Source organism: Methanofastidiosum sp., from assembly GCA_020854815.1.
Classification (GTDB): Archaea; Methanobacteriota_B; Thermococci; order Methanofastidiosales; family Methanofastidiosaceae; genus Methanofastidiosum.
The window spans coordinates 1-19129 of the sequence record JAHKLW010000078.1 but is presented as its reverse complement, the minus strand read 5'-3'; the positions used below and the strand labels follow the sequence as shown (position 1 = coordinate 19129).

At 33.6% G+C, this 19129-nt stretch carries 24 protein-coding genes and 1 other RNA gene; 4 read left to right on the top strand and 21 right to left on the bottom strand.

The window, feature by feature from the left end; translation table 11 throughout:
* Nucleotides 1-145 precede the first annotated feature (145 nt).
* Nucleotides 146-364 carry a hypothetical protein gene (locus KO464_09510; protein ID MCC7573601.1) on the bottom strand — a complete coding sequence of 73 codons (219 nt, stop codon included), beginning with the start codon at nucleotides 362-364 and terminating at the stop codon, nucleotides 146-148.
* The gene (gene minD, locus KO464_09505) at nucleotides 354-1124 is read right to left on the bottom strand and encodes a cell division ATPase MinD (protein ID MCC7573600.1); all 771 of its coding nucleotides are present in this window, start codon (nucleotides 1122-1124) and stop codon (nucleotides 354-356) included. Before minD ends, KO464_09510 begins: the two co-directional genes overlap by 11 nt.
* Nucleotides 1125-1247: 123 nt before the next feature.
* Between minD and KO464_09500 the strand changes: the two genes are divergently transcribed.
* On the top strand, nucleotides 1248-1745 hold the full coding sequence (locus KO464_09500; GenBank protein MCC7573599.1) for an archaeosortase/exosortase family protein: 498 nt from the start codon (nucleotides 1248-1250) through the stop codon (nucleotides 1743-1745).
* Here KO464_09500 and KO464_09495 read toward each other — a convergent pair.
* The gene (locus KO464_09495) at nucleotides 1738-2763 is read right to left on the bottom strand and encodes a glycosyltransferase family 4 protein (protein ID MCC7573598.1); all 1026 of its coding nucleotides are present in this window, start codon (nucleotides 2761-2763) and stop codon (nucleotides 1738-1740) included. The genes KO464_09500 and KO464_09495 overlap by 8 nt on opposite strands.
* A gap of 37 nt (nucleotides 2764-2800) precedes the next feature.
* Here KO464_09495 and rnpB point away from each other — a divergent pair.
* Nucleotides 2801-3105: RNase P RNA component (gene rnpB / locus KO464_09490), an RNA gene on the top strand.
* A gap of 1 nt (nucleotide 3106) precedes the next feature.
* Here the strand turns inward: rnpB and KO464_09485 are convergent.
* The 7 genes from KO464_09485 to KO464_09455 all read right to left on the bottom strand — a co-directional run bounded on the left by KO464_09485 (nucleotide 3107) and on the right by KO464_09455 (nucleotide 8642).
* Nucleotides 3107-3841 (bottom strand): geranylgeranylglyceryl/heptaprenylglyceryl phosphate synthase, encoded by a 735-nt coding sequence (locus tag KO464_09485; protein ID MCC7573597.1) that lies wholly within the window; start codon nucleotides 3839-3841, stop codon nucleotides 3107-3109.
* 14 nt (nucleotides 3842-3855) lie between these two features.
* Nucleotides 3856-4086: a PRC-barrel domain-containing protein gene (locus KO464_09480; protein ID MCC7573596.1), complete on the bottom strand. Its 231-nt coding sequence runs from the start codon at nucleotides 4084-4086 to the stop codon at nucleotides 3856-3858.
* A gap of 132 nt (nucleotides 4087-4218) precedes the next feature.
* A complete protein-coding gene (argF, locus tag KO464_09475; GenBank protein ID MCC7573595.1) occupies nucleotides 4219-5136 on the bottom strand; it encodes an ornithine carbamoyltransferase in 918 nt (305 codons plus the stop codon).
* A gap of 91 nt (nucleotides 5137-5227) precedes the next feature.
* Nucleotides 5228-5692 carry a hypothetical protein gene (locus tag KO464_09470; protein ID MCC7573594.1) on the bottom strand — a complete coding sequence of 155 codons (465 nt, stop codon included), beginning with the start codon at nucleotides 5690-5692 and terminating at the stop codon, nucleotides 5228-5230.
* 7 nt (nucleotides 5693-5699) lie between these two features.
* Complete coding sequence (locus KO464_09465; protein MCC7573593.1) at nucleotides 5700-6155, bottom strand: YkgJ family cysteine cluster protein; 456 nt, start codon at nucleotides 6153-6155, stop codon at nucleotides 5700-5702.
* A 67-nt stretch (nucleotides 6156-6222) separates the two neighbouring features.
* On the bottom strand, nucleotides 6223-7107 hold the full coding sequence (locus tag KO464_09460; GenBank protein ID MCC7573592.1) for an S-layer protein: 885 nt from the start codon (nucleotides 7105-7107) through the stop codon (nucleotides 6223-6225).
* 74 nt (nucleotides 7108-7181) lie between these two features.
* A complete protein-coding gene (locus KO464_09455) occupies nucleotides 7182-8642 on the bottom strand; it encodes a tetratricopeptide repeat protein (GenBank protein MCC7573591.1) in 1461 nt (486 codons plus the stop codon).
* Between the two features lie 50 nt (nucleotides 8643-8692).
* On the opposite strand from KO464_09455, the gene KO464_09450 reads away from it, so the two are divergent.
* Nucleotides 8693-9337 (top strand): RlmE family RNA methyltransferase, encoded by a 645-nt coding sequence (locus tag KO464_09450; GenBank protein MCC7573590.1) that lies wholly within the window; start codon nucleotides 8693-8695, stop codon nucleotides 9335-9337.
* Here KO464_09450 and rpl12p read toward each other — a convergent pair.
* The 8 genes from rpl12p to KO464_09410 form a co-directional block, all read right to left on the bottom strand.
* Complete coding sequence (rpl12p, locus tag KO464_09445; GenBank protein MCC7573589.1) at nucleotides 9302-9616, bottom strand: 50S ribosomal protein P1; 315 nt, start codon at nucleotides 9614-9616, stop codon at nucleotides 9302-9304. The two genes, KO464_09450 and rpl12p, sit on opposite strands and share 36 nt — an antisense overlap.
* A gap of 17 nt (nucleotides 9617-9633) precedes the next feature.
* On the bottom strand, nucleotides 9634-10644 hold the full coding sequence (locus tag KO464_09440) for a 50S ribosomal protein L10 (GenBank protein MCC7573588.1): 1011 nt from the start codon (nucleotides 10642-10644) through the stop codon (nucleotides 9634-9636).
* The gene (locus KO464_09435; protein MCC7573587.1) at nucleotides 10641-11285 is read right to left on the bottom strand and encodes a 50S ribosomal protein L1; all 645 of its coding nucleotides are present in this window, start codon (nucleotides 11283-11285) and stop codon (nucleotides 10641-10643) included. Before KO464_09435 ends, KO464_09440 begins: the two co-directional genes overlap by 4 nt.
* 12 nt (nucleotides 11286-11297) lie before the next feature.
* Nucleotides 11298-11777 carry a 50S ribosomal protein L11 gene (locus tag KO464_09430; GenBank protein ID MCC7573586.1) on the bottom strand — a complete coding sequence of 160 codons (480 nt, stop codon included), beginning with the start codon at nucleotides 11775-11777 and terminating at the stop codon, nucleotides 11298-11300.
* Between the two features lie 10 nt (nucleotides 11778-11787).
* A complete protein-coding gene (locus KO464_09425) occupies nucleotides 11788-12246 on the bottom strand; it encodes a transcription elongation factor Spt5 (protein MCC7573585.1) in 459 nt (152 codons plus the stop codon).
* A 75-nt stretch (nucleotides 12247-12321) separates the two neighbouring features.
* Nucleotides 12322-12525, bottom strand: a complete 204-nt coding sequence (locus KO464_09420) for a protein translocase SEC61 complex subunit gamma (protein MCC7573584.1) — start codon at nucleotides 12523-12525, stop codon at nucleotides 12322-12324.
* Nucleotides 12526-12549: 24 nt separating this feature from the next.
* Nucleotides 12550-13671 carry a cell division protein FtsZ gene (ftsZ, locus tag KO464_09415; GenBank protein ID MCC7573583.1) on the bottom strand — a complete coding sequence of 374 codons (1122 nt, stop codon included), beginning with the start codon at nucleotides 13669-13671 and terminating at the stop codon, nucleotides 12550-12552.
* A 136-nt stretch (nucleotides 13672-13807) separates the two neighbouring features.
* Entirely contained in the window at nucleotides 13808-14647 is an 840-nt protein-coding gene (locus tag KO464_09410) for a hypothetical protein (protein ID MCC7573582.1), read from the bottom strand.
* A gap of 37 nt (nucleotides 14648-14684) precedes the next feature.
* Between KO464_09410 and KO464_09405 the strand changes: the two genes are divergently transcribed.
* Nucleotides 14685-15278 carry a hypothetical protein gene (locus KO464_09405; protein MCC7573581.1) on the top strand — a complete coding sequence of 198 codons (594 nt, stop codon included), beginning with the start codon at nucleotides 14685-14687 and terminating at the stop codon, nucleotides 15276-15278.
* Here the strand turns inward: KO464_09405 and pheT are convergent.
* From pheT to KO464_09390, 3 genes are read right to left on the bottom strand one after another with little or no spacing between them, the layout of a single operon-like run.
* Nucleotides 15256-16914 carry a phenylalanine--tRNA ligase subunit beta gene (gene pheT / locus KO464_09400; protein ID MCC7573580.1) on the bottom strand — a complete coding sequence of 553 codons (1659 nt, stop codon included), beginning with the start codon at nucleotides 16912-16914 and terminating at the stop codon, nucleotides 15256-15258. The genes KO464_09405 and pheT overlap by 23 nt on opposite strands.
* Before the next feature lie 5 nt (nucleotides 16915-16919).
* Complete coding sequence (locus KO464_09395) at nucleotides 16920-18410, bottom strand: phenylalanine--tRNA ligase subunit alpha (protein MCC7573579.1); 1491 nt, start codon at nucleotides 18408-18410, stop codon at nucleotides 16920-16922.
* Nucleotides 18411-18415: 5 nt separating this feature from the next.
* Nucleotides 18416-18925, bottom strand: coding sequence for a hypothetical protein (locus tag KO464_09390; GenBank protein ID MCC7573578.1), 510 nt, complete (start codon nucleotides 18923-18925; stop codon nucleotides 18416-18418).
* Between the last annotated feature and the right edge of the window lie 204 nt (nucleotides 18926-19129).

Below are 19129 nucleotides of genomic sequence, written 5' to 3'. Positions count from 1 at the left end.
TATCCACTACCAATTATGATTTAATAACTATATAAAGCTTTTGGTAGTTATTGATTAACAATAAGTATTTTTAATGTTTAGAATTAGTAATTAATTTTTGTAATTATAGGTAGAAATATTACTAGTTTGAGGAAGAATAATAAAATTATTTAGATAGTTTCTTTATTCTAGCAAGACGTGCCCTTAATATCTCAAGTTCCTCACGAGACAATCTGCCACCGCGTAATCTATCGAGCTCTTCTCTTTGCATATAAACCTTAACCCCTAAGATTACATTGATTATTATACTGACTATGGCTATAATAAAAATTATAATCCAGCTATTAACCATTATATCTAACAATGCCATAATTTCATCTCCCAAATAGCCCTCCCATTAGTTTATTCATGGATTTTGTAGAGGGTTCAAATTCCACCTTCTTTCCCGCAATTTTTTTAGCAATCTCTCTAATAGCTAGTGAGGCCGGAGATTTTGGGTCCAATATTACAAAAGGTTTTCCTAGAGTTGTTGATTTCTTTACTATTTGGTCTTCTGGGATATTACCAATTATCCTAAGTTCAAGTATTGCTTCTATTTCAGGCCCTGAAACTTCTGTTGGGTCTCCTCTAACTCTATTTACGATAACCCCAAGAATTCTTGTGCCTAATTTCTCTGCTACAAGTTTTATTTTCAATGCATCGGATAACGAGGTAATCTCAGGATTTACAATCAAAAGCATATTTTGTGATGCTGCGATAGAAGTCACTGCATCTACTTCGAGACCTGGGGGCCCATCGATTATTAACAAATCAACTTTTTCTACAAAATATTTAAATATTTCATTAATTTTATCAGGATCGGATTTTTTTAGCCTTCTTAGCGATAGGCCTGCAGGGACGACTTTTACACCGCCGGGGCCAGCATATACTATATCTTGAGGTCTTGCTTTATCTTCGAGTACATCTTGGATAGTCTTTGGCAGTCCTTCCATTCCAAATATTAGCTCAAGATTAGCCATAGTAATATCTGCATCAAAAATTAAAACATTAAGTCCAATCTCAGAAAGAGCTATACCCAAATTAGCCGAAATTGTTGTTTTCCCCACTCCTCCCTTTCCTGAAGATATGACTAGCGATTCTCCCAATAAAACTCCCCCTTTATTTATAAAGTAAATAGTAAATTAATATATAAAATTATCCCTGATTATTACGAAATCTACAAAATTAATAAGGAAAAACTTAAAACAATATTTATTATTGAAAAATCAATGATAAAAGATAACATAATTAAGAAATATGGGGAAGCCAATTATAACAAGCTAATATTTTTTATTAAAGGAATGATACTATCCATATTTCTTTATGTTATAAGTGATTATACTCCAATCAGGATATTCACAGCTGAAGCTGTTAAGGAAGGGGTAGCACTTTTAGATATACAAAAGCCACTTATTGTATCTGAGAAATTTATTGCTGTGGGAAATTATGAAATCTCTAAGAGGTGTATTGGGTTAGCTTCAGGTGCAATATTTACTTCTTTATTTGTATTGTCTTCATTAACATTATCTAAAAAAATCGCATATCTTTTTCTATTTTTAATAATCCTATTATTTTTAAATATATTAAGATTAATCATAACAATATATCTTTTTGAACAAGGTTACAGTTGGCTTATTGCACATGATATTTTGGCATATGCGCTTGGGATAGGTTTTTCATTTCTTATTTTAATAAGAATAAATCCATACATCCCATTATTCAAATAAATTTTTTATAAACGTCCAAAGTACCTCTGGCGCATTTTTCCCACGAGAATAGCTTAGATTTTTCTAGTACCTTGTTGGAAAGTTCAAGTCTAAGTTCGGGATTTATTATTATTTTCTCTACTAAATCTGTTAATTGATTTTTATCTTGAACTACCAAATTCAAATCACCTAATAGGTATTTAGAGCCCAGGCTTACTAGAGAAACTACAGGAACACCACATGCCATGGCCTCGAGAATAGAAAGCCCAAATCCTTCGGTTTTTGAAGTTGAAACAACTACCTTAAATTTTTTCAAATATTTTTCTACGTCGAATATCTCTCCTAAAAAATCAATATCGAGACCTCTAGATATTTCAACTAGGTCTTTTTTTAAGTAACCGTCTCCAATAATATAAGCTGATTCAATAATCCCTTTTAGCCTAAGCTTTCGAATTAAATCAATAAACTCCCATGGATTTTTTTCATTTACTAAGGCTCCTATGAATCCTATACCTTTTTTTTCAGAATCTTCGGGAAAGAATCTCAAATGATCAACTCCGTTGGGAATAGGAATAATATCACCCCTAACTAAAGGTGCTAATTTTTTTACAAGATCGGGAGATACGGCAATGATAACAGGATAATTATACAATACAAATTTCACTAACTGACCCATAATACTTTTTTTTAAGTAAACGTTGATATCACTCCCATGGACTGTTAAAATTCTCTTTTTTCGTGTAATAATGGATAAAAAAAGGCCGAGTATCCCAGGAGTTGTGGCAAAATGTGCATGTATCAAATCAATTTTATTCTTTCTAATTATACTAATGCCCATAAAAAACCCAAATATAATAAAAAAAATTCCCCTAAACTTCTTAGGTAATCTTGTAGAATATACTTTTTCTTCTAAGCAATTTGAATAAGTTAAAACAAAAACATCTTGGTCAAATTTACTCAATTCTTTTTTTAGTTGATATATGTGGGTAGAAATACCCCCAATTTTTGGAGGATATTCACCAATCATCAGAATATTCATGAATAAATTTATATCTTCAACGTTATTAAGTTATTGTGTGGGCGGAATATTGGCTTCCCTTAAGGGAGGAAGCTCCATCCACCTGATCAGGATGTGGCGTCGAAAGATGCTTGGGGAAATCCAAGGTAAAGGAACAGAAAAAAACGGCCTTTGTCTGATGAAAATGATGTAGACGGAATTTGGCAACAAATTCCAAAACTACTGAGAAGACATAGGAAACGGTGGAATACCTTCCCACATGGTGCAAGACCAAACTAAAACCGATGAAACCTGGTCTGAGGTTTGTGGTAGGTCGCTTAGTTCAATGCCAATATTACAAAAGATGGGCTATAATCCGCCCACTTTAATTTTTTATGGCTTTTATAATGTCAAAAAGTTTTTCTTTTTCTTTTTCAATAATAGTTCCTGTTACAAATATGTCTGCTCCCGCCATAGCAAGTTTCTTAGCCGATTCTGGAGATCTTATCCCACCCCCCACAATTAAAGGTATATCAATGATCTTTTTTACAAGCCCCACCATTTCAGGAGTAACTGTTTCAGGAGCGCCTGATCCTGCTTCAAGATAGACAAATCTCATCCCCAAGTATTGTGCGGCTAGTGAATACGCAGCAGCTATTTGGGGTTTTTTTCTAGGAATAAGATCAGCTTCGCCCATCCATCCTACTGTTTCACCTGGTTCAACCACTAGGTAGCCAGTGGGTATTGGTTCAATTCCAGTTTTTTTTACTAGGAAACTTCCGAGAGCTTGAGATTTTGTGATAAAATAAGGATTTCTTGAATTCATATAAGACATGAATAAAATTGCATCTGCCTTTGGCGATACTTGTGCAACACCTCCTGGAAAAATAATCACAGGGAGTTTTGTACTTGCTTTAATTGATTCTATCAAGATGTCAAGATAATTACCCAAAGTATGAGTGGAACCACCTATCAATATAGCATCACTGCCAGCCTCTTCGGAAATTGATGCTGCACTCTTTGCTTCATCTATGGAGAAACTATCGGGGTCAATTAAAGAAAAATGAAGTTTTTCATTTTGTAATTTATCTAAAAGATATTTTTCTAATTTACCTGTCATTTTAAGCACCTATTTTACATTCCAAGCTTTACTGAATCTTCTTTCTTAGCCCTTACAATAACGATGTCTCCAATAGCAGAAACATCTTTGAATCCGACTGCAATATTGTCAATACCTTTTTCTTGCCCAACAGCTAGTCCAAAGACAACTCCTTCTTTAACTTCGAGAATAATATCGTTAATTATGCCTATGTACTCGCCTTTTGTATTATACAATTCGAGCCCATATAATTTAGAAATCCTCATGAATATCCCTTTTACAGTTTTTATTATAGGAGTTTATATATTTTTCTAGATTTTTAATGCTTTTTAGTTAGAATAAGAGATGGTGTAATCAAAAAATAAATATAAAAAAAGATTAATAGATTAATAATCTATTTACATTAAAAGTGCCATTACAGCTTTTTGTGCATGGTTTCTATTCTCGGCTTGGTCAAGTACAACTGAATGTGGACCATCGACAACTTCATCAGTTATTTCTTCTCCCCTATGTGCAGGTAAGCAGTGCATAACTATGCAGTCGTCTTGTGCTTGTGAAACTAATTTTTCATTTACCTGGTAAGGTTTGAATACTTTTACTCTGTCTTCATGTTCTTTGTCTTTCCCCATACTTGCCCATACGTCTGTGTAAATTACATCTGCGCCTTTAACACCTTTTGGATCGTTTGTTATCTCAAGTTTAAGCCCATCTTCTAGTGCCATTTTTTCAATTTGTTTGTCAGGTTCGTAGCCTTTTGGACAGACCACAGTCATATCCATTCCTACTTTTGCAGATCCAAACATTAGAGAATGACAAACGTTGTTTCCATCGCCGACAAATGCCAATTTAAGTCCTTTAAATTCTTGTTTCTTTTCAAGAATTGTTTCTAAATCAGCCAGGCATTGACATGGATGTAAAAGATCTGATAAACCGTTTATAACTGGAACAGTTGAATGTTTACATAGTTCTATAATATTGTCATGTGAAAATACCCTTGCCATTATCCCATCGCAGTAACGGGCAAGAACTGCACCTGTGTCGCCCACTGTTTCCCCCCTTCCTAATTGAAGATCTGTAGAGGATAAGTATAAGGCGTGCCCACCTAATTGTTTCATTCCAACTTCAAACGACACCCTTGTTCTCGTTGATGGCTTCTGGAATATCATTGCTAAAGTTTTACCGTATAATAATTCGTGTCGTTCCCCTGTTTTCTGTTTAATTTTTAAAGTTTCGGCCGTTTTCAATATTTGCCATATTTCTTCTTTCGTAAGATCATGTAAAGAAGCAAGATGCTTGCCTTTCATATTAACTACCATTAAGTATCACCGAATGAAGAAATTAAAAATGCCTTTTAAATCTGATGACCTTAGTGTAACAAATTTAACATTCATTGTTTTAAACTAAACATTATTCAAGAGTTCGAAGATATGACCCTCTATCAATAACATTATTCAACATCTTTCCATCAAATTTACCAATGCCAATCACTTCGTTTCTTATATTCGAAACTATTGTATAACCTTTTTTTGGTGGATTGACTATATTCTTGACAAAAACATCCCGCCCATATAAGAATAAAGAAGCACCTTTTTCATTCAATTTTGATTTTTTTGAAGAAGATGCCATTATTAGATAGCATTCTAAACCTAATAAAAAATTACCTTTTTGGAATTTTCCAATTTGTGCCCCAATCGAAACTAAGTTTTCATTTATTTTTTCACCTAGAATCTTTTCATAAATTAGTTTGTTTACCAAAAATACGTCATCCCCAACTATCGCCAATAGATTGTTTTCACTTAACTCAAAGATTCCACCATAGTTTTCTATTGTTTTTTTAATATTATCCAGTTTTTTCCCTTCTAAGAGTTTCATAAAATACCTACAAGTTCAATGTATAAGCCATTTCAATTTTAATTTTCTGGCACAATTCTAAAATTTTTTCAATGTCAAAAGGTTCCCCTTCGTTTCCAATTCCAGGACAAGATACATCGACATATATGTATGCCTTTTCTCCATTTTTCAATATGTGAGGGGTATCTGATTCAGATATAGGGTTATAAAAAACTCCTAGTGGGAAGAGTCGGCAAATCAAGGGCTTAAATTTATGGATGGTGCAATTCATATCGTCTAAAAATACACAGCCATTATCCCAAATCCTTTTTTCTATTACAAATCTTTTTCTAGAAATATCGTACAATGCAAAATCTTTATTAGTATTCTTTTCGATTCTTTCGATATCAAATAATGTAAGTGGAACCCCTCTAACTCTACAACATTCTCCGCATTGTTTACATTTGTATTTTTGACCAGCATATAGTACTAATACTTCTTTCATCATAACCCCTTCATTTCCTATGGAGATATTTATAATTCTATATAGATATTGACTTCGAATAGAGTGATTAAGAATTAATCAATCGAATTACTGCGTCTCTTGTCTTTTCCCTATCTGCCCCTGCGACAATAATCACGTCACGGCCGTATAAACCATTTGATATGTATTCAGTCTCTCCCTGCGAATTATACCAATCAACTTTGGATTTTCCTTCTCTAACTAGATTCGCTACAAGCCTATTTGCAACTGGCCCCCCTACAAGTATAAGATTATTATTTTTAGCATCGTTCTCCATTAATCCTTCATCGTTAGTTATCAATTTTTCAGGCTCCCATATATTGACTTTAACTTGTTGAAATGCTCCAGGTTGTTGTTTTGTGAATATTACATTGAATCTTAGGTTTCCTCCAGAGTTATAAAGTCCAGGATTATTTCCATTACTATCCAATAATTCAAGAGAATAATCGGGAGAAATAGTAACGTTTCTATTAAGATCTGGAGTTAATATATTTAAAGGATTTTGATTTTGAGCAATATAAATTTTTAGATTATTTGGATCTGTTGTATTGAATCTAAGATTAATTATTTCAATAGATTGGCTATAACTGAAAATACCAGTGTTTCCTTTATCATCTCTCCAAGTCAAACTCATTGTTGAAGGATCTAACGTGATTAATTGTTCATTCGAAGCCTCTACTATTCTCGATCCGGTTATGGTGACATAAACAAAATTTTCATAATAAGCTTCAGCTTGAATTTTTGTAATAATTAAGCTTCCCGATATTGAATCCATAGACGCTGCATTTTTCCCAACTACTATTATTGATTGTGGTTGACCGTTAGTGGTATCCACAAAAAAAGATCTTGGAACATTTGCAGATGTTGCAGGGTTTATGAAAATGAGTTGAAGTATCAATATCAATACTAATATTGAACATATTTTTGATTTCATACCTGTTAGTTCTTTAATTAATTTTTATATCTTGCTATTCCATCGGAAATTTTGATGGAATGATGTTGCGAAATCTAATAATAGTTCTTCAATCCTTCATAAGCTTCGTTAATTTCTTTTAGAATACTTTCTTTTATGATTTTTTCTTTTTCATCTTGAGTTGTATCGGGATGGTAATGTTTAGACAGTTCCTTCCATCTTCTCCTTATTTCCTCTGCTGTTGTATCCATATCCAATCTTAAGACTTTTAGATAAGAAATCAGATTTAGTGAGTCCTCATCAGATAAATAAGGTATTTCTAATGGATAAATCATCTCAGTTTCATAAATTTCATTTCCTCTATAATTACAAAAAGTATTGATCTCAAATACTCCTTCGTGTTTAGGTTTAAGATGAATAGTGTATGATCTATATTCCATAGACTTAAGGGAGTCTATTTTATCTTCAATCTTTGGTATATTCAAATCCTTGTTTTTTTCTATTAACACAGATATGTCAAAAGCATCCATGTCTCCATTATTAATTAAATATACCTGAATTTCAGATTCTTTCTTCCTCTCAAATGAATCGAGTATATAAAAAATATACCTAAGACTTGGCCTCCCTATACCTTCTTCTATTTTGATTTTTAATGCATTTAGACTCTGATTTAAGTTGTTAGTCCTAAGTAGAAGCTCTTGTATATACACATTAGATGAGGATATTGATCTTTTTCCGTAATTTTCCAAAAATGAGGAATAATCCTCGTCAATCAATATAATATCTCGATATAGTCCCTCAAAGATATCTTTATAAAAGTTATAATTTTTACCTAAATCTTTTTTTGTTACTAAAGTCTCACCTATTTTTTCATAATTAGAAATACAATTGACTAATAGTTCTTTTAAAGTTTTGATTTTTTCTTCTACTTTCCTTCTTTCTGAGTAAAGATGCCTAACATTTTCTGAGTATCTTATTGAATCTCCATTCATTCCTATCATCTTTAAAGCATACGCAATATTCTCCAGAGAGGGTATACTTTCAGAGTTTTCATTCAAACACATTTGCAATAGATTTATTGAATCTTCGATCTGTTTTTTTCCATTTTCAAGCATTAGATGAGCCCTTGTATATATGTAGTCAAACTCACCCCATTCTTTTAGAATTGAGATGGCTTCTTCTAGTCTATCCATTTTTTGGAGTGCAATGGCGAGATTAATAATTGCATTTTTGTTATTTTTTTCTTCGTTTAGAACTTTTTTAAAACAATTAACAGCTTCAGAGTATCTCCCCATCTTTGATAGTGATATCCCTTTATTATAAATAGTCTTAGTGTCTTCATTTTTTTGGAGAGCTACTTCATAAAACTTCAGCGCTTCTTCCGGTTTTCCTAGTTTATCAAATGATATTCCGATATTCGTTATTACGTCTACATCTTGTGGATCAATGGCCCTTGCCTTTTCAAAACATTCTAATGCATCTTTATGCTTTCCCATTCTATCAAGAATTATTCCTTTTGAATTCCAATAAGATGCAGAATCAAGTAGATTTGACACATTCCTAGGGAAAAATATACATTTAAAAGAGTTTTTATATATTACTTATTATGTATCAGCAAAAAGATGGCTATCACCGAATGGCAAAAAGAGAGGGTTATAAGTCTAGAGCATCATTTAAACTAATTCAACTAAACAAAAAATTCAATATAATAAAAAAGGGATATAGCGTTTTAGATTTGGGTGCTGCCCCAGGTGGGTGGATGCAAATATCATCAACATTGGTAGGAGAAACGGGGTTAGTTGTAGGAATTGATTTAAGAACAGTCAAAGACAAATTTTCCAACTCATATTTCATTCGGGGAGACATATTTGAAGATTCAACTATAACTAGAATAAAGGAACTTAACAATGAATTTAATACAATCATATCCGATCTTGCTCCAAATACTTCAGGAATTAGATCTATGGATCATCAAAAATCTATCGACCTTTGTTACAGAGCTCTAGGATTATGTTCAGATTTTTTACAGTATAAAGGAAATCTATTAATAAAAATATTTCAAGGAGAATTTACAAAAGCCTTGGTCGATGATATGAAAAAAGATTTTTATTATGTTAAAATTTCAAAACCAGAATCTTCAAGATCGTCAAGTCGTGAAACTTACATAATATGTAAAGGATTTAAAAAGAGAAAAATAAAAATAGAAGATACAGAATTAACCGAAGAGAGCACCCAAACCTTCAAGTGCTGATTCTTCTGCTTCTTCTTTCTTTTCTTCCTTCTTTGATTCTCCAGAAGCCTTGTGGTCTGAAGCTCCTGCTGCTGGTGCAGCTACAGGTGCTTGAGCAACTGGCATTGAAGCAGAGCTTATAGCTTCCTCAATATCTACATCTTCCAATGAAGATACAAGAGCTTTAATTCTGGCCTCATCAACTGCTACTCCAGCAGCTTTTAAAACACTGTTTAAATTCGCTTCATTTATTTCCTTCTTAGCCTCATGAAGGATCATCGCAGCATATACATATTCCATAATCACACCTCCATTAATTAACCAAATAGGGCTCCTAGACCTTCTAATCCGGCTTCCCCATCTTTATCTTTATCATCTTTATTTTCTTCAACTTTATTTTGAGCTACTTTTGTTTCGGCAGGAACTGCTGAGTGAGATACATTGAGCTTATTTTTAAGTTCATCGTCCAACGCAGCACTGTCTAACAACCTAGATAAGCTGAGAACTTGGGCAACGCTCTTTGACATTATTGGTCCAATGGTCTCAGGAGAAACTATGTTTGCACCAATTGCCAAGGATTTTGATTTGATAGTAGCTTGTTGTATTAATAGCTTTATACTCTGTTTTGTAAATATTCTTCTATCGAATGATAGCGCCAAAGCATTTGAAAATGCCTTTATTATATTGCTTCTAGTTTCGACGTCGTCAATACTAAGAACATCTTTCTTGAATAATAATCCATTTTCATAAGCAGCTGTCAAATTTGCGCCAACTTCCATTGGTTCAATTTTAAGTTGAGAAAGAATTTCACTGACTTTTTTGGATATTACCTCTCCATGTTTTACAAATACTGTCTCTCTCTCAATAGATATTGAACCTTTGTCAATTTTAGCTGGAACTCCTAGAGTTTGAAGTTCACTTACAAGTGGACCTGGTGGCAATCCAGTACTTCCTTGAGGGATTATGATATCAGCTTTTGCAATGTCACCTGGTTTTGCCGGTGCAGGTGCTTTTGATTTTTGTAAAAGTCGATGAATTTTGAAAGGATTCTCGCTAGAAAAGATGAAAGCTGCTCCGGCATTAATATGATCCTTTAGTTGTTCCTTTTCAGTTTTTTCAAGAGAAATCTTCATTAATTTATTTTTTGACATTCTAAAAGTAACTTTGCCCCTCAGTTCTTCCCTTATATTTTGTAACTGTTTCGCAGGTATATTCTCAAGATCAACTATCCCTACAACAGGAGAAGAATTAATCATATCTCTTAGTGAATTTACCTCTTCTGTTTTCCATCCAGCTATGTCCCCTTTAACTGCAACTCTTCCCTTCATTTAAAATCCTCCAGTTTTACTGCGGGTCCCATAGAAGTCTTTATGTAGATTGACTTTATGTTGTCGTATCCCTTCTCAAGTTTCTTTTCAAAAAACTTAATTATTTCTGAAATGTTTTCTGCCAACATTTCATCTTCCATTTTTTCGGACCCAACAAACATGTGAATCACAGATTGGTTGTAGCTTTTTATCTTCACTGTCTTTTTCATTTTATTCAATATAGGTTCGAGCGGAGCAGTTGGAGGTAAAGGTGCAGGTGTTTTTCCTCTTGGCGCAAAAATTGGGCCTAATGATTTACCAATTAGGGTCATAAAATCTGTTTGCGCTATGAAAAAATCGTGACTATTTGCAACTTTTTTTGCAAGCTTTTTGTCCTTTGCAAGTTTGTCTATATCTTCTTGATCAAATATTGACAAGTTTTCCTTTTTGGCTCTTTGTGCCATATCGCCTGAAGCAAAGATCCCAATTTTTACATCTTTGCCCCTTCCATTAGGTAAAACAAAGTCTTCTTTGATTCGATTTTGTGTTTTTTTCATGTCTAGTCCTTGGAGATTTATGCTCATCTCCATTGACTGTGTGAAGTTTCTCGGCTTTGAAGTTTCCTTCGCCTTCTTCACCGCTCGTAATACGGCTTCTTTCAAAACAATTCCTCCTTATTTAATTATATTATCGTATTTTCCTTCATTTATCTCATTTTGCACTACTCTTGGGTCTTTACCTTCACAAGTTACGCCCATAGAAACACATGTTCCTAGCATCTCTTTAACTACCCCTGAAATATCGGGAGATAATGAAGAAGGTTCTTTCATCTTAGCTATTTTAACAAGTGCATCTAGATTAATATCTCCCACTTTGTTTGAAGATGGCATAGAAGATCCTTTTTCTAGGTTAAGGTCTTTCAGAATTAATGCAGAAGCAGGAGGTACACCGACTTCAACTCTAAAGTTCTTTTTATCGTCAACAAATATCTTCACAGGTACTTTCATTCCTTGAAAATCTTTAGTTTTCTCGTTTATTTCGGCGACGACCTTTCCTACATTAATACCAAGTGGCCCTAAGGCGGGCCCTAAAGGTGGACCAGCAGTAGCCTTTCCTCCATCGACAAGTGAGGTAACAGATCTCTCTTTTCCCATTATATCACCATTAGCTCTTTTTCTCTATAATTCTAACATAATCTCCTTTAACAGTAACAGGTATCGGAACCATTGCTTCAAGAAGTTCAACTGTAAGTTCTTCTTTCCCTTTGTCTACTCTTATAATCTTAGCTTTTTCGCCCTTAAATGGTCCTGCTATTAGTTCTACAATATCACCTTTTGCAAGACCAGATACTGATGGCTTAGCCTCTAAGAAATGAGTTATTTCATCAAAGGCAATTTTGCCTTCAAGAATCCCCCTTACATTTCGAAGACCTTGAATGGCTTCTTCTACAGCCCCTTTATCACTCGCCTCAATGAAAACATAACCTTTTAAGGTTTCTGGTGCTAAGACTGCATAAATTTTAAGGTTATTAGTTTTTACTTTTCCCTCTATCATCTTTGCTACATTCTGTTCTTGATTAACAGCTACCTTTAATGCAAAGATTGGATTTTCATCATCATCCATTATATTCTCACCCACGATAACAATAAAATCAAAGGTACTCAAAGATTTAAAAAGTTTAGCCTTTGTAGAAAGAATTTATGCCCCAAAATTTTGGATTATAACTGAAACGAATTTTAATATATAGCCAATTAACCCAATTAAAACTATTCCTATTCCAGTTACTTTAGATGTAAGTGAATACTCCTTTCTGCCAGGCTTCTTGGCAAGCTTTAGTACTCTTGTGTACTCTGAAATCCAACTTCTTGCCCTTTCCTTTTTCTTTAAATTAGCCTCTGCCATGAGGCTAATTTATAAGAATCCTTTTTAAATGTATTCTATGCCAAGATCAATTCCTCTAACAGGCGTTTCGCTTTCAATGAGCATCTCAGTTTCTTTTCTTCCAAATATGTAAGGCGATTTAACTCCTGAAAGGACTACCATGACTCTAAGTCCGTTTTTAACTTCTTCGTTTATCATTGCACCCCAGATAATCTGAGCATCAGGCTCAAGTTCATTTGTTACATGTTCTACGATCTTTTCTGCTTCCTCTAGTTTCATGTTTGAACTTCCAGTAATATTAATTAAAGCTCCTTTGGCACCAGTTACATCCACATCTATCAGAGGGCTGCTCAATGCTTCAGTTATGGCCTCTTTGGCTCTGTTTTCTGTATCTGATTCCCCCATTCCGATCATTGCTACGTCTCCTTCTTTCATTACAGATCTAACATCTGCAAAGTCGACGTTTACTAATCCGGGTTTTGTAATTAATTCGGCAATACCCCCAACAGCACGTATTAATATATCGTCAGAAACTTTAAATGCTGCATTTATGGGTAAACCTGGGGCTATATCAAGTAATTTATCGTTGGGTATTACTATTACGGTATCACTAACTTTCCTTAATTTCTCAAGTCCTTTTTCTGCATTCCTCTGTCTTCTAAGACCTTCGACTGTGAAAGGTAGGGTAACTACAGCAACTGTGAGTGCTCCAAGCTTTTTGGCGATTTCAGATATTACTGGTGCAGAACCAGTTCCTGTTCCTCCGCCCAATCCACAAGTAACAAAAACCATGTCACTCCCTTCGAGCACTTCTTTTATCGTCCTTTCATCTTCTCTTGCAGATTCTTCTCCGATTTTAGGATCGTTGCCTGCTCCAAGTCCTCTTGTAACTTCTTTTCCAATCAAAATCTTTTTGTCTGCCCTAGTATCTAATAAATCTTGCGCATCCGTGTTAACTGCTATCGCTTCAACTCCAATTACTCCAATCTCCATTAATCGGTCAATTGCATTGGAGCCAGCTCCACCTGTTCCAACAACTTTAATCTTGGCTCTAGATTCTCTGAGTACTCTTTCAAGTTCCTCATCTACAGAAGTATAGCGATGATCTTTAACAATGTCTTTTTCTGTTACCGCCCTTTCAATGGCATCTTCAATAACAGATCTCATTTAACTCCCCCTTATATTAATGTAGCTACTTATTATTGGTAACATAAAACTCCTATTTGTAATCTATATAGGTTAATAGTATATAAAGCTTTTGCTTAATAATGATAGTTATAATGCTTCTCTTTAGTGGTAATCCTTATTCTTTTACAATATCACTTGTTTTAACAAATGATATATCTTTAATTGTAAGTTTGTCTTTTAAATTTGACCGTTCCTTTATGCCTTTCCAGTCTAAAAGAACAATTTCTAAAGAATCACTTTTTTCTAATAATTCGTGAATTGCTGAATCTGTAACTGGAGTATTATATTTGGCAATTACATGGCCTATAGCAATATCAGTATTAAACATGACTTCAGTAAATTTGGGGCAATAATGGCCACCGCCAATTCCTGCAGCAATTCTAAAAGATTTTTCATCCTCTGCATATGAAAGAGATTTGTAAATAGCTGAAGCGATTAATTGGCCAGCTTCTTTTATTCCCCAATAAGTTTCATCGCTTCCAATCTCAATAAATGTTGTTGGAAGTCCAGTTAAAGGTCCGTGATGTGTGGCTTCAAGAGAAACTTCAAACTTCATCTCCATATCTTTTGATAAATTAAAAATCTCGTTTAATACTACTTTTTGAAATACAGGATTAGAAGGGGAAACTAATTCATCCTTCCCCCCATAATCGGCCTTCCCAAAATTTCCTGGAGTGTGGCATGTTAAAGTTGGTATTTTGGCTACGGACTTATGTCTAGTTGCGAAATATATTGAATCAATTGAAGATAAATCATAATCTTTAATTTCTTCTTGAACAATAGTTTCCGGAAAATCCGTGTAAATTGTTTCATTTTTTAGTCTTACAAGTAATGCATCCTTATTCTTATCATAAAAATAATTAGTATCAAGTTTTTCAAACGGAAAGATTTGGAGCAAATTTTCTCTTATATTCTCTCCTGCCGTATCTAATTCTGAGCTTATTATCAGTTTCATCTATTTACCCCAAACATTAAAAATACCCCCACGTATAATGTTTATAAATCTAATGAGGATTGACATGGATTCTGAGTTAAAAAGAAAAATATTCCATGAGATCGGTTTGTTAATTCCAATAAGTTACATGTTCTATGATAAAAAGGATGCTATATTTGGAATGTCAATTCTAGTTTTTATTTTTGTATTTATAGAATTTTTAAGGTTAAGATATAATTTTGGAAATGAATTAATACCAAAAGTCGTAGGAAAAACTGTCAGAGATTACGAAAAAGTAGATTTGTCTGCTGCAACTTATTTTATTATCTCTTCATTTTTTACAATTATTCTTTTTGAGAAATATATTGCTATTGCGGCTATAAGCTATAACTCTATAGGAGATTTTTTTTCAGCGATTATAGGTAAGAAGTTTGGAAAAAAGAAATATATGGATGGTAAAAAATCATTAGAAGGTAGCTTTGCCTGTTTGATATCATGCCTTGTTATTGGACTTTTTTTATTTAGCCCAGTGATGGCAGTAAGTGGTGCACTTGCAGCTACATTTGCAGAAGGATATTTAATAAAAGTGAATGATAATCTATCCATACCAATAATATCTGGGATAATTCTCACCCTTGTATCTTTTCTCTGAAAAGGTCGAATATGGTCGAGAGGTCTATTTCAAATGCGGCAACTGGCATTTCTAATTTAAAATTGTACAAAACTTCCGGATTTAATTCTCCCATTTTGCCTATATGTGCCCCATCGATGTCTAGAGAACAAGACCTTCCTTCAATAAAATAAAGATACTCTTTTTCTTTTACAGAATATTGAAGTCCAAAAGAGGAAAGAAGCCCATTAAATACTCCCTTTATTTCTGAAAAATTTGCCTTGGGGTGACATATTGCACAAGAAAGATACTGTTTTTCGATTAAGTTTTGATCTGGAACAACTATTCCTACTTCAAATATATTTTGAGGATACTCGTAATGCGAATTCGAAACTAAAGTTTTTATTAGTAAAGGTAACAGACTGCTCCTTACAGTATCGAACTCTGTATTTACTGCATTTCTTGTCTTTACAAGTTTTCTTTTATTATCGAGCATTTTAGTAATTAAAACATCTTCGTTTGAGAGTATGTAATTTTTAACTTCGAAGAAATTAAATCCTACCATTAGTTCTTCTGCTTTTCTCATGAATATCTCAATAGGATTTTCTTGTCCGATAGTTGCTATGTCGGGTATTTCAGGTGTGAAGTTTTCAAATCCGTAGGCGATAGATATATCTTCGACTAAATCAATAGGATGTAAGATATCAGCCCTATATGGCGGAATTTCTACAAGAATTTTATTTTTAGATATTGAAGCTATTCCATATCTCATTCTCATTAGTAAATCTGCAGTTTCATTTTCAGATAAATTAAGTCCAAGTATTTTATTAGAATATGAAATATCTAATTCAATTTTTTCTCTATTAAGATTTGGATAAATCCAATCTTTTCCTTCATCATTCAATTTTAAAGGGTAGATCTCTGCACCCCTAATGAAGAGTCCCATCAATATTATATTCAAAGCATATTCAATGCTTTTTCTATGAGTTCCCGTGATATCGATAAATAGATTTTTTGTTTTTTCAGTTACTTTTGTGTGGTCTGCATTGATAATTGGGGGCATTGACAAAACTTGTCCGCTATTATCAATCCATATAGGGCATTCTTTAAATTTTGACAATAGATGTGCATATGCAACTCCTTTAGGGTGAGTCTTAAGTATTTCATCTATCGTAAGATTTTTGTCAAATTCTAGAGGTATAAAAGAGAAATTTCGAGGCACAGCCGTATATTTAATTGGAAATGTAATCGTGTCTAAATCATGTACCCCTATTGCAACTTTTTTTCTATTTCTGCCGTGAGTAATATGGAGTTTTTCTTGAATCTGCATCAATGATCTAATAGTATCGTCATCAAATTTAATTCCTTTCACAATTGCACCAACTGCAAAAGGTCTGACAGATTTAACTTTAGACTCAACGATCCCTTCATAATTAGATTTGTGAATTTTGAACTCAATAGGGCCTTTTTCAATTTCCATGAAACCTTTCAATGCGCTAGCAAACCCTTCAATTGATAGCATGTCTGGCCTATCTGGAAAAACTTCAACTACTATTTCAGGATTTACTTTTTCAAGATCAGTGCCAATCATAGATATTCTATCACTTAATGTTTGATCGTCAACTGGCTTTCCTAGCAAAGATATAAATTCATTCTTATCAAAATTAACAGTCGGCATTTTAATCATCCTTTTATCCAAATAGGTAATTTTTTCATCATATCAAGGTCATTCATATACTTCTGCCGGATATCTGTCAATCCGTAATACTCCATCATAATTCTCCCAAATCCTGGCCCCCATGCCAGTACGGGTATATCTTTTCCCAGAAGAGGAACAACTACTTCAGGTCTGAAAATTCCCGCACCCAAGAGTTCTACCCATTCTCCTTTATTTTTATTATAGATATCAACTTCGATACTAGGCTCTGTGTATGGGAAATATGCAGGCCTAAATCTTATTTTAGAATGCCCCATTTTATTTAAGAAACGTTTAAGGTAACCAAGTAGATGTTTAAAATTGGCATCTTCATCAACTACTATCCCATCAGTCTGATAGAACTCAAAAAGATGTTTCCAGTCAAGTTTTTCATTTCTGAATACCTTGCCAACTGAGAAGAATTTTGCAGGCAAATCTTCAGGTTTTAAAGTACTTAGAGTTCTAACAGATAAAGAGGTAGTGTGAGTTCTTAAAACATATTCTTCACTAATCTTTTTATTCCAAATATAACCCCAACCTTTTGAATTTATTTCTCCTCCGTGTTCATGCATCGCACAAATTTTATTAGAAAAAATTGGATCAATTTTTCCATACCTTGGAGATTCTATAAAGAATGTGTCTTGCATATCTCTTGCAGGGTGATCTTGAGGTTGGAATAACGCATCAAAAACCCAAAAAGACGTATCGATCATAGGGCCTGACATTTCTTTAAATCCCATTTCAAGCCATATTTTTCTGATATATTCAATTGCTTGATTTACAAAGTGTTTTCGTGAAGGGTAATATACTTTAACATCCGATGAAACATCAAATCTTTTTAAAGTAACATTTCTCCAATTCTGATTTTTTAACAAATCTGGAGTTAATTCTGAAATTTCTTCTGTTATCTCTAGACCTTTGGATACCTCCTTTTTGCCCAACTCAGTAAGGTACACTTTTCGGATAGTTTCTAATTTCTTCTCAGCAAGTTTTCTCTTTACAAGAACGTTAGTCAAATTGTCATTTACTATCTTCTTCTTAGATATATCCTCTAAGGCAATTTCTTCAGGAGTTTTTTCATTTAATGCAGCTTCGCCCTTATCTGTCAATGAAAATGATATCGAATCATTAATCTTCTCTATAGAAATCCATCCATTTTTTCTTGCCATTCCAATTGCAATGTTTTTTTCTTCTTCTGAAATTCCAAGTTCATTTAATGGAAGTTTATCTTTAATTCCTTTCATAAATATTTTTTCAATTAGGCCATTTGTTAAACTAGCCTTGCCTTCATTTGTAAGTGTCAAAGTAGAAATACCTTTTTCATCAACAATTACTAGCTCCTTACTTGATAAATAAAGAAGAGTTCTCATTACTGCAACTTCAGGAAGTTTAGAGATTTTTGCTATTTCTTCGGGGTTAGATTCTCCCTTTAAATCACCTAATACCTTCAGAATAATTTTCTCTTGCTTTGAAAGCATTGAATTCACTTCTTAATTTTCTTAAATTCAATAACACAAGGACCGCCATTTTTGAATTGCGGCTTATATTCCCACTTCTTTGATTCCCCTGGTTTTGAACTTTCAATTGCCCCAATAATAGCCATCGCCCTTAAACATGCCAATTTTTCTACTTTGTCATCAGTAACTAACATGTTACAATGTTCATTATATGGACATTTGTGAACGGTATAAATAAAGTTTTCACTATCGCCTTCGATTTCATGATCTTTTCGTTCCATAAAACCTGTTTTAGAAACTTCATCTACATACATCTTAGCAGCATCGAACCCCTCAAGATCATACTTAAATTCTGCCCCAAGTTCTTTCCATTTTGATATAAAAGGTCGGATTGAAATAATAATCCATTGCCTATAAAATGCTTCAGGTTTGCCAAAAAAACTATTCGCTGTCTTTTCTATACCATAAACCCATGCATTCATGACAGTCATTACGGCATCTATTTTTTTCTCCTGGTCTTTACATTCGTCAGCCAAACAAAATCACCTTCTAATCTGCATAAAGGACGACTAGTCGTTTATAAATGTTTTCTAATAATCTGCATGGTTGCATAATTCGTGCTTGCGGCAACTATGTCTATAATCTATTTTTCCTTTTCTAAAAACAGTGCTTTATTCAATCTGCCGCACCGTTGCATAAAGGAGAAATTTGATCATCGCCTCCTTTACCATCATGTCACT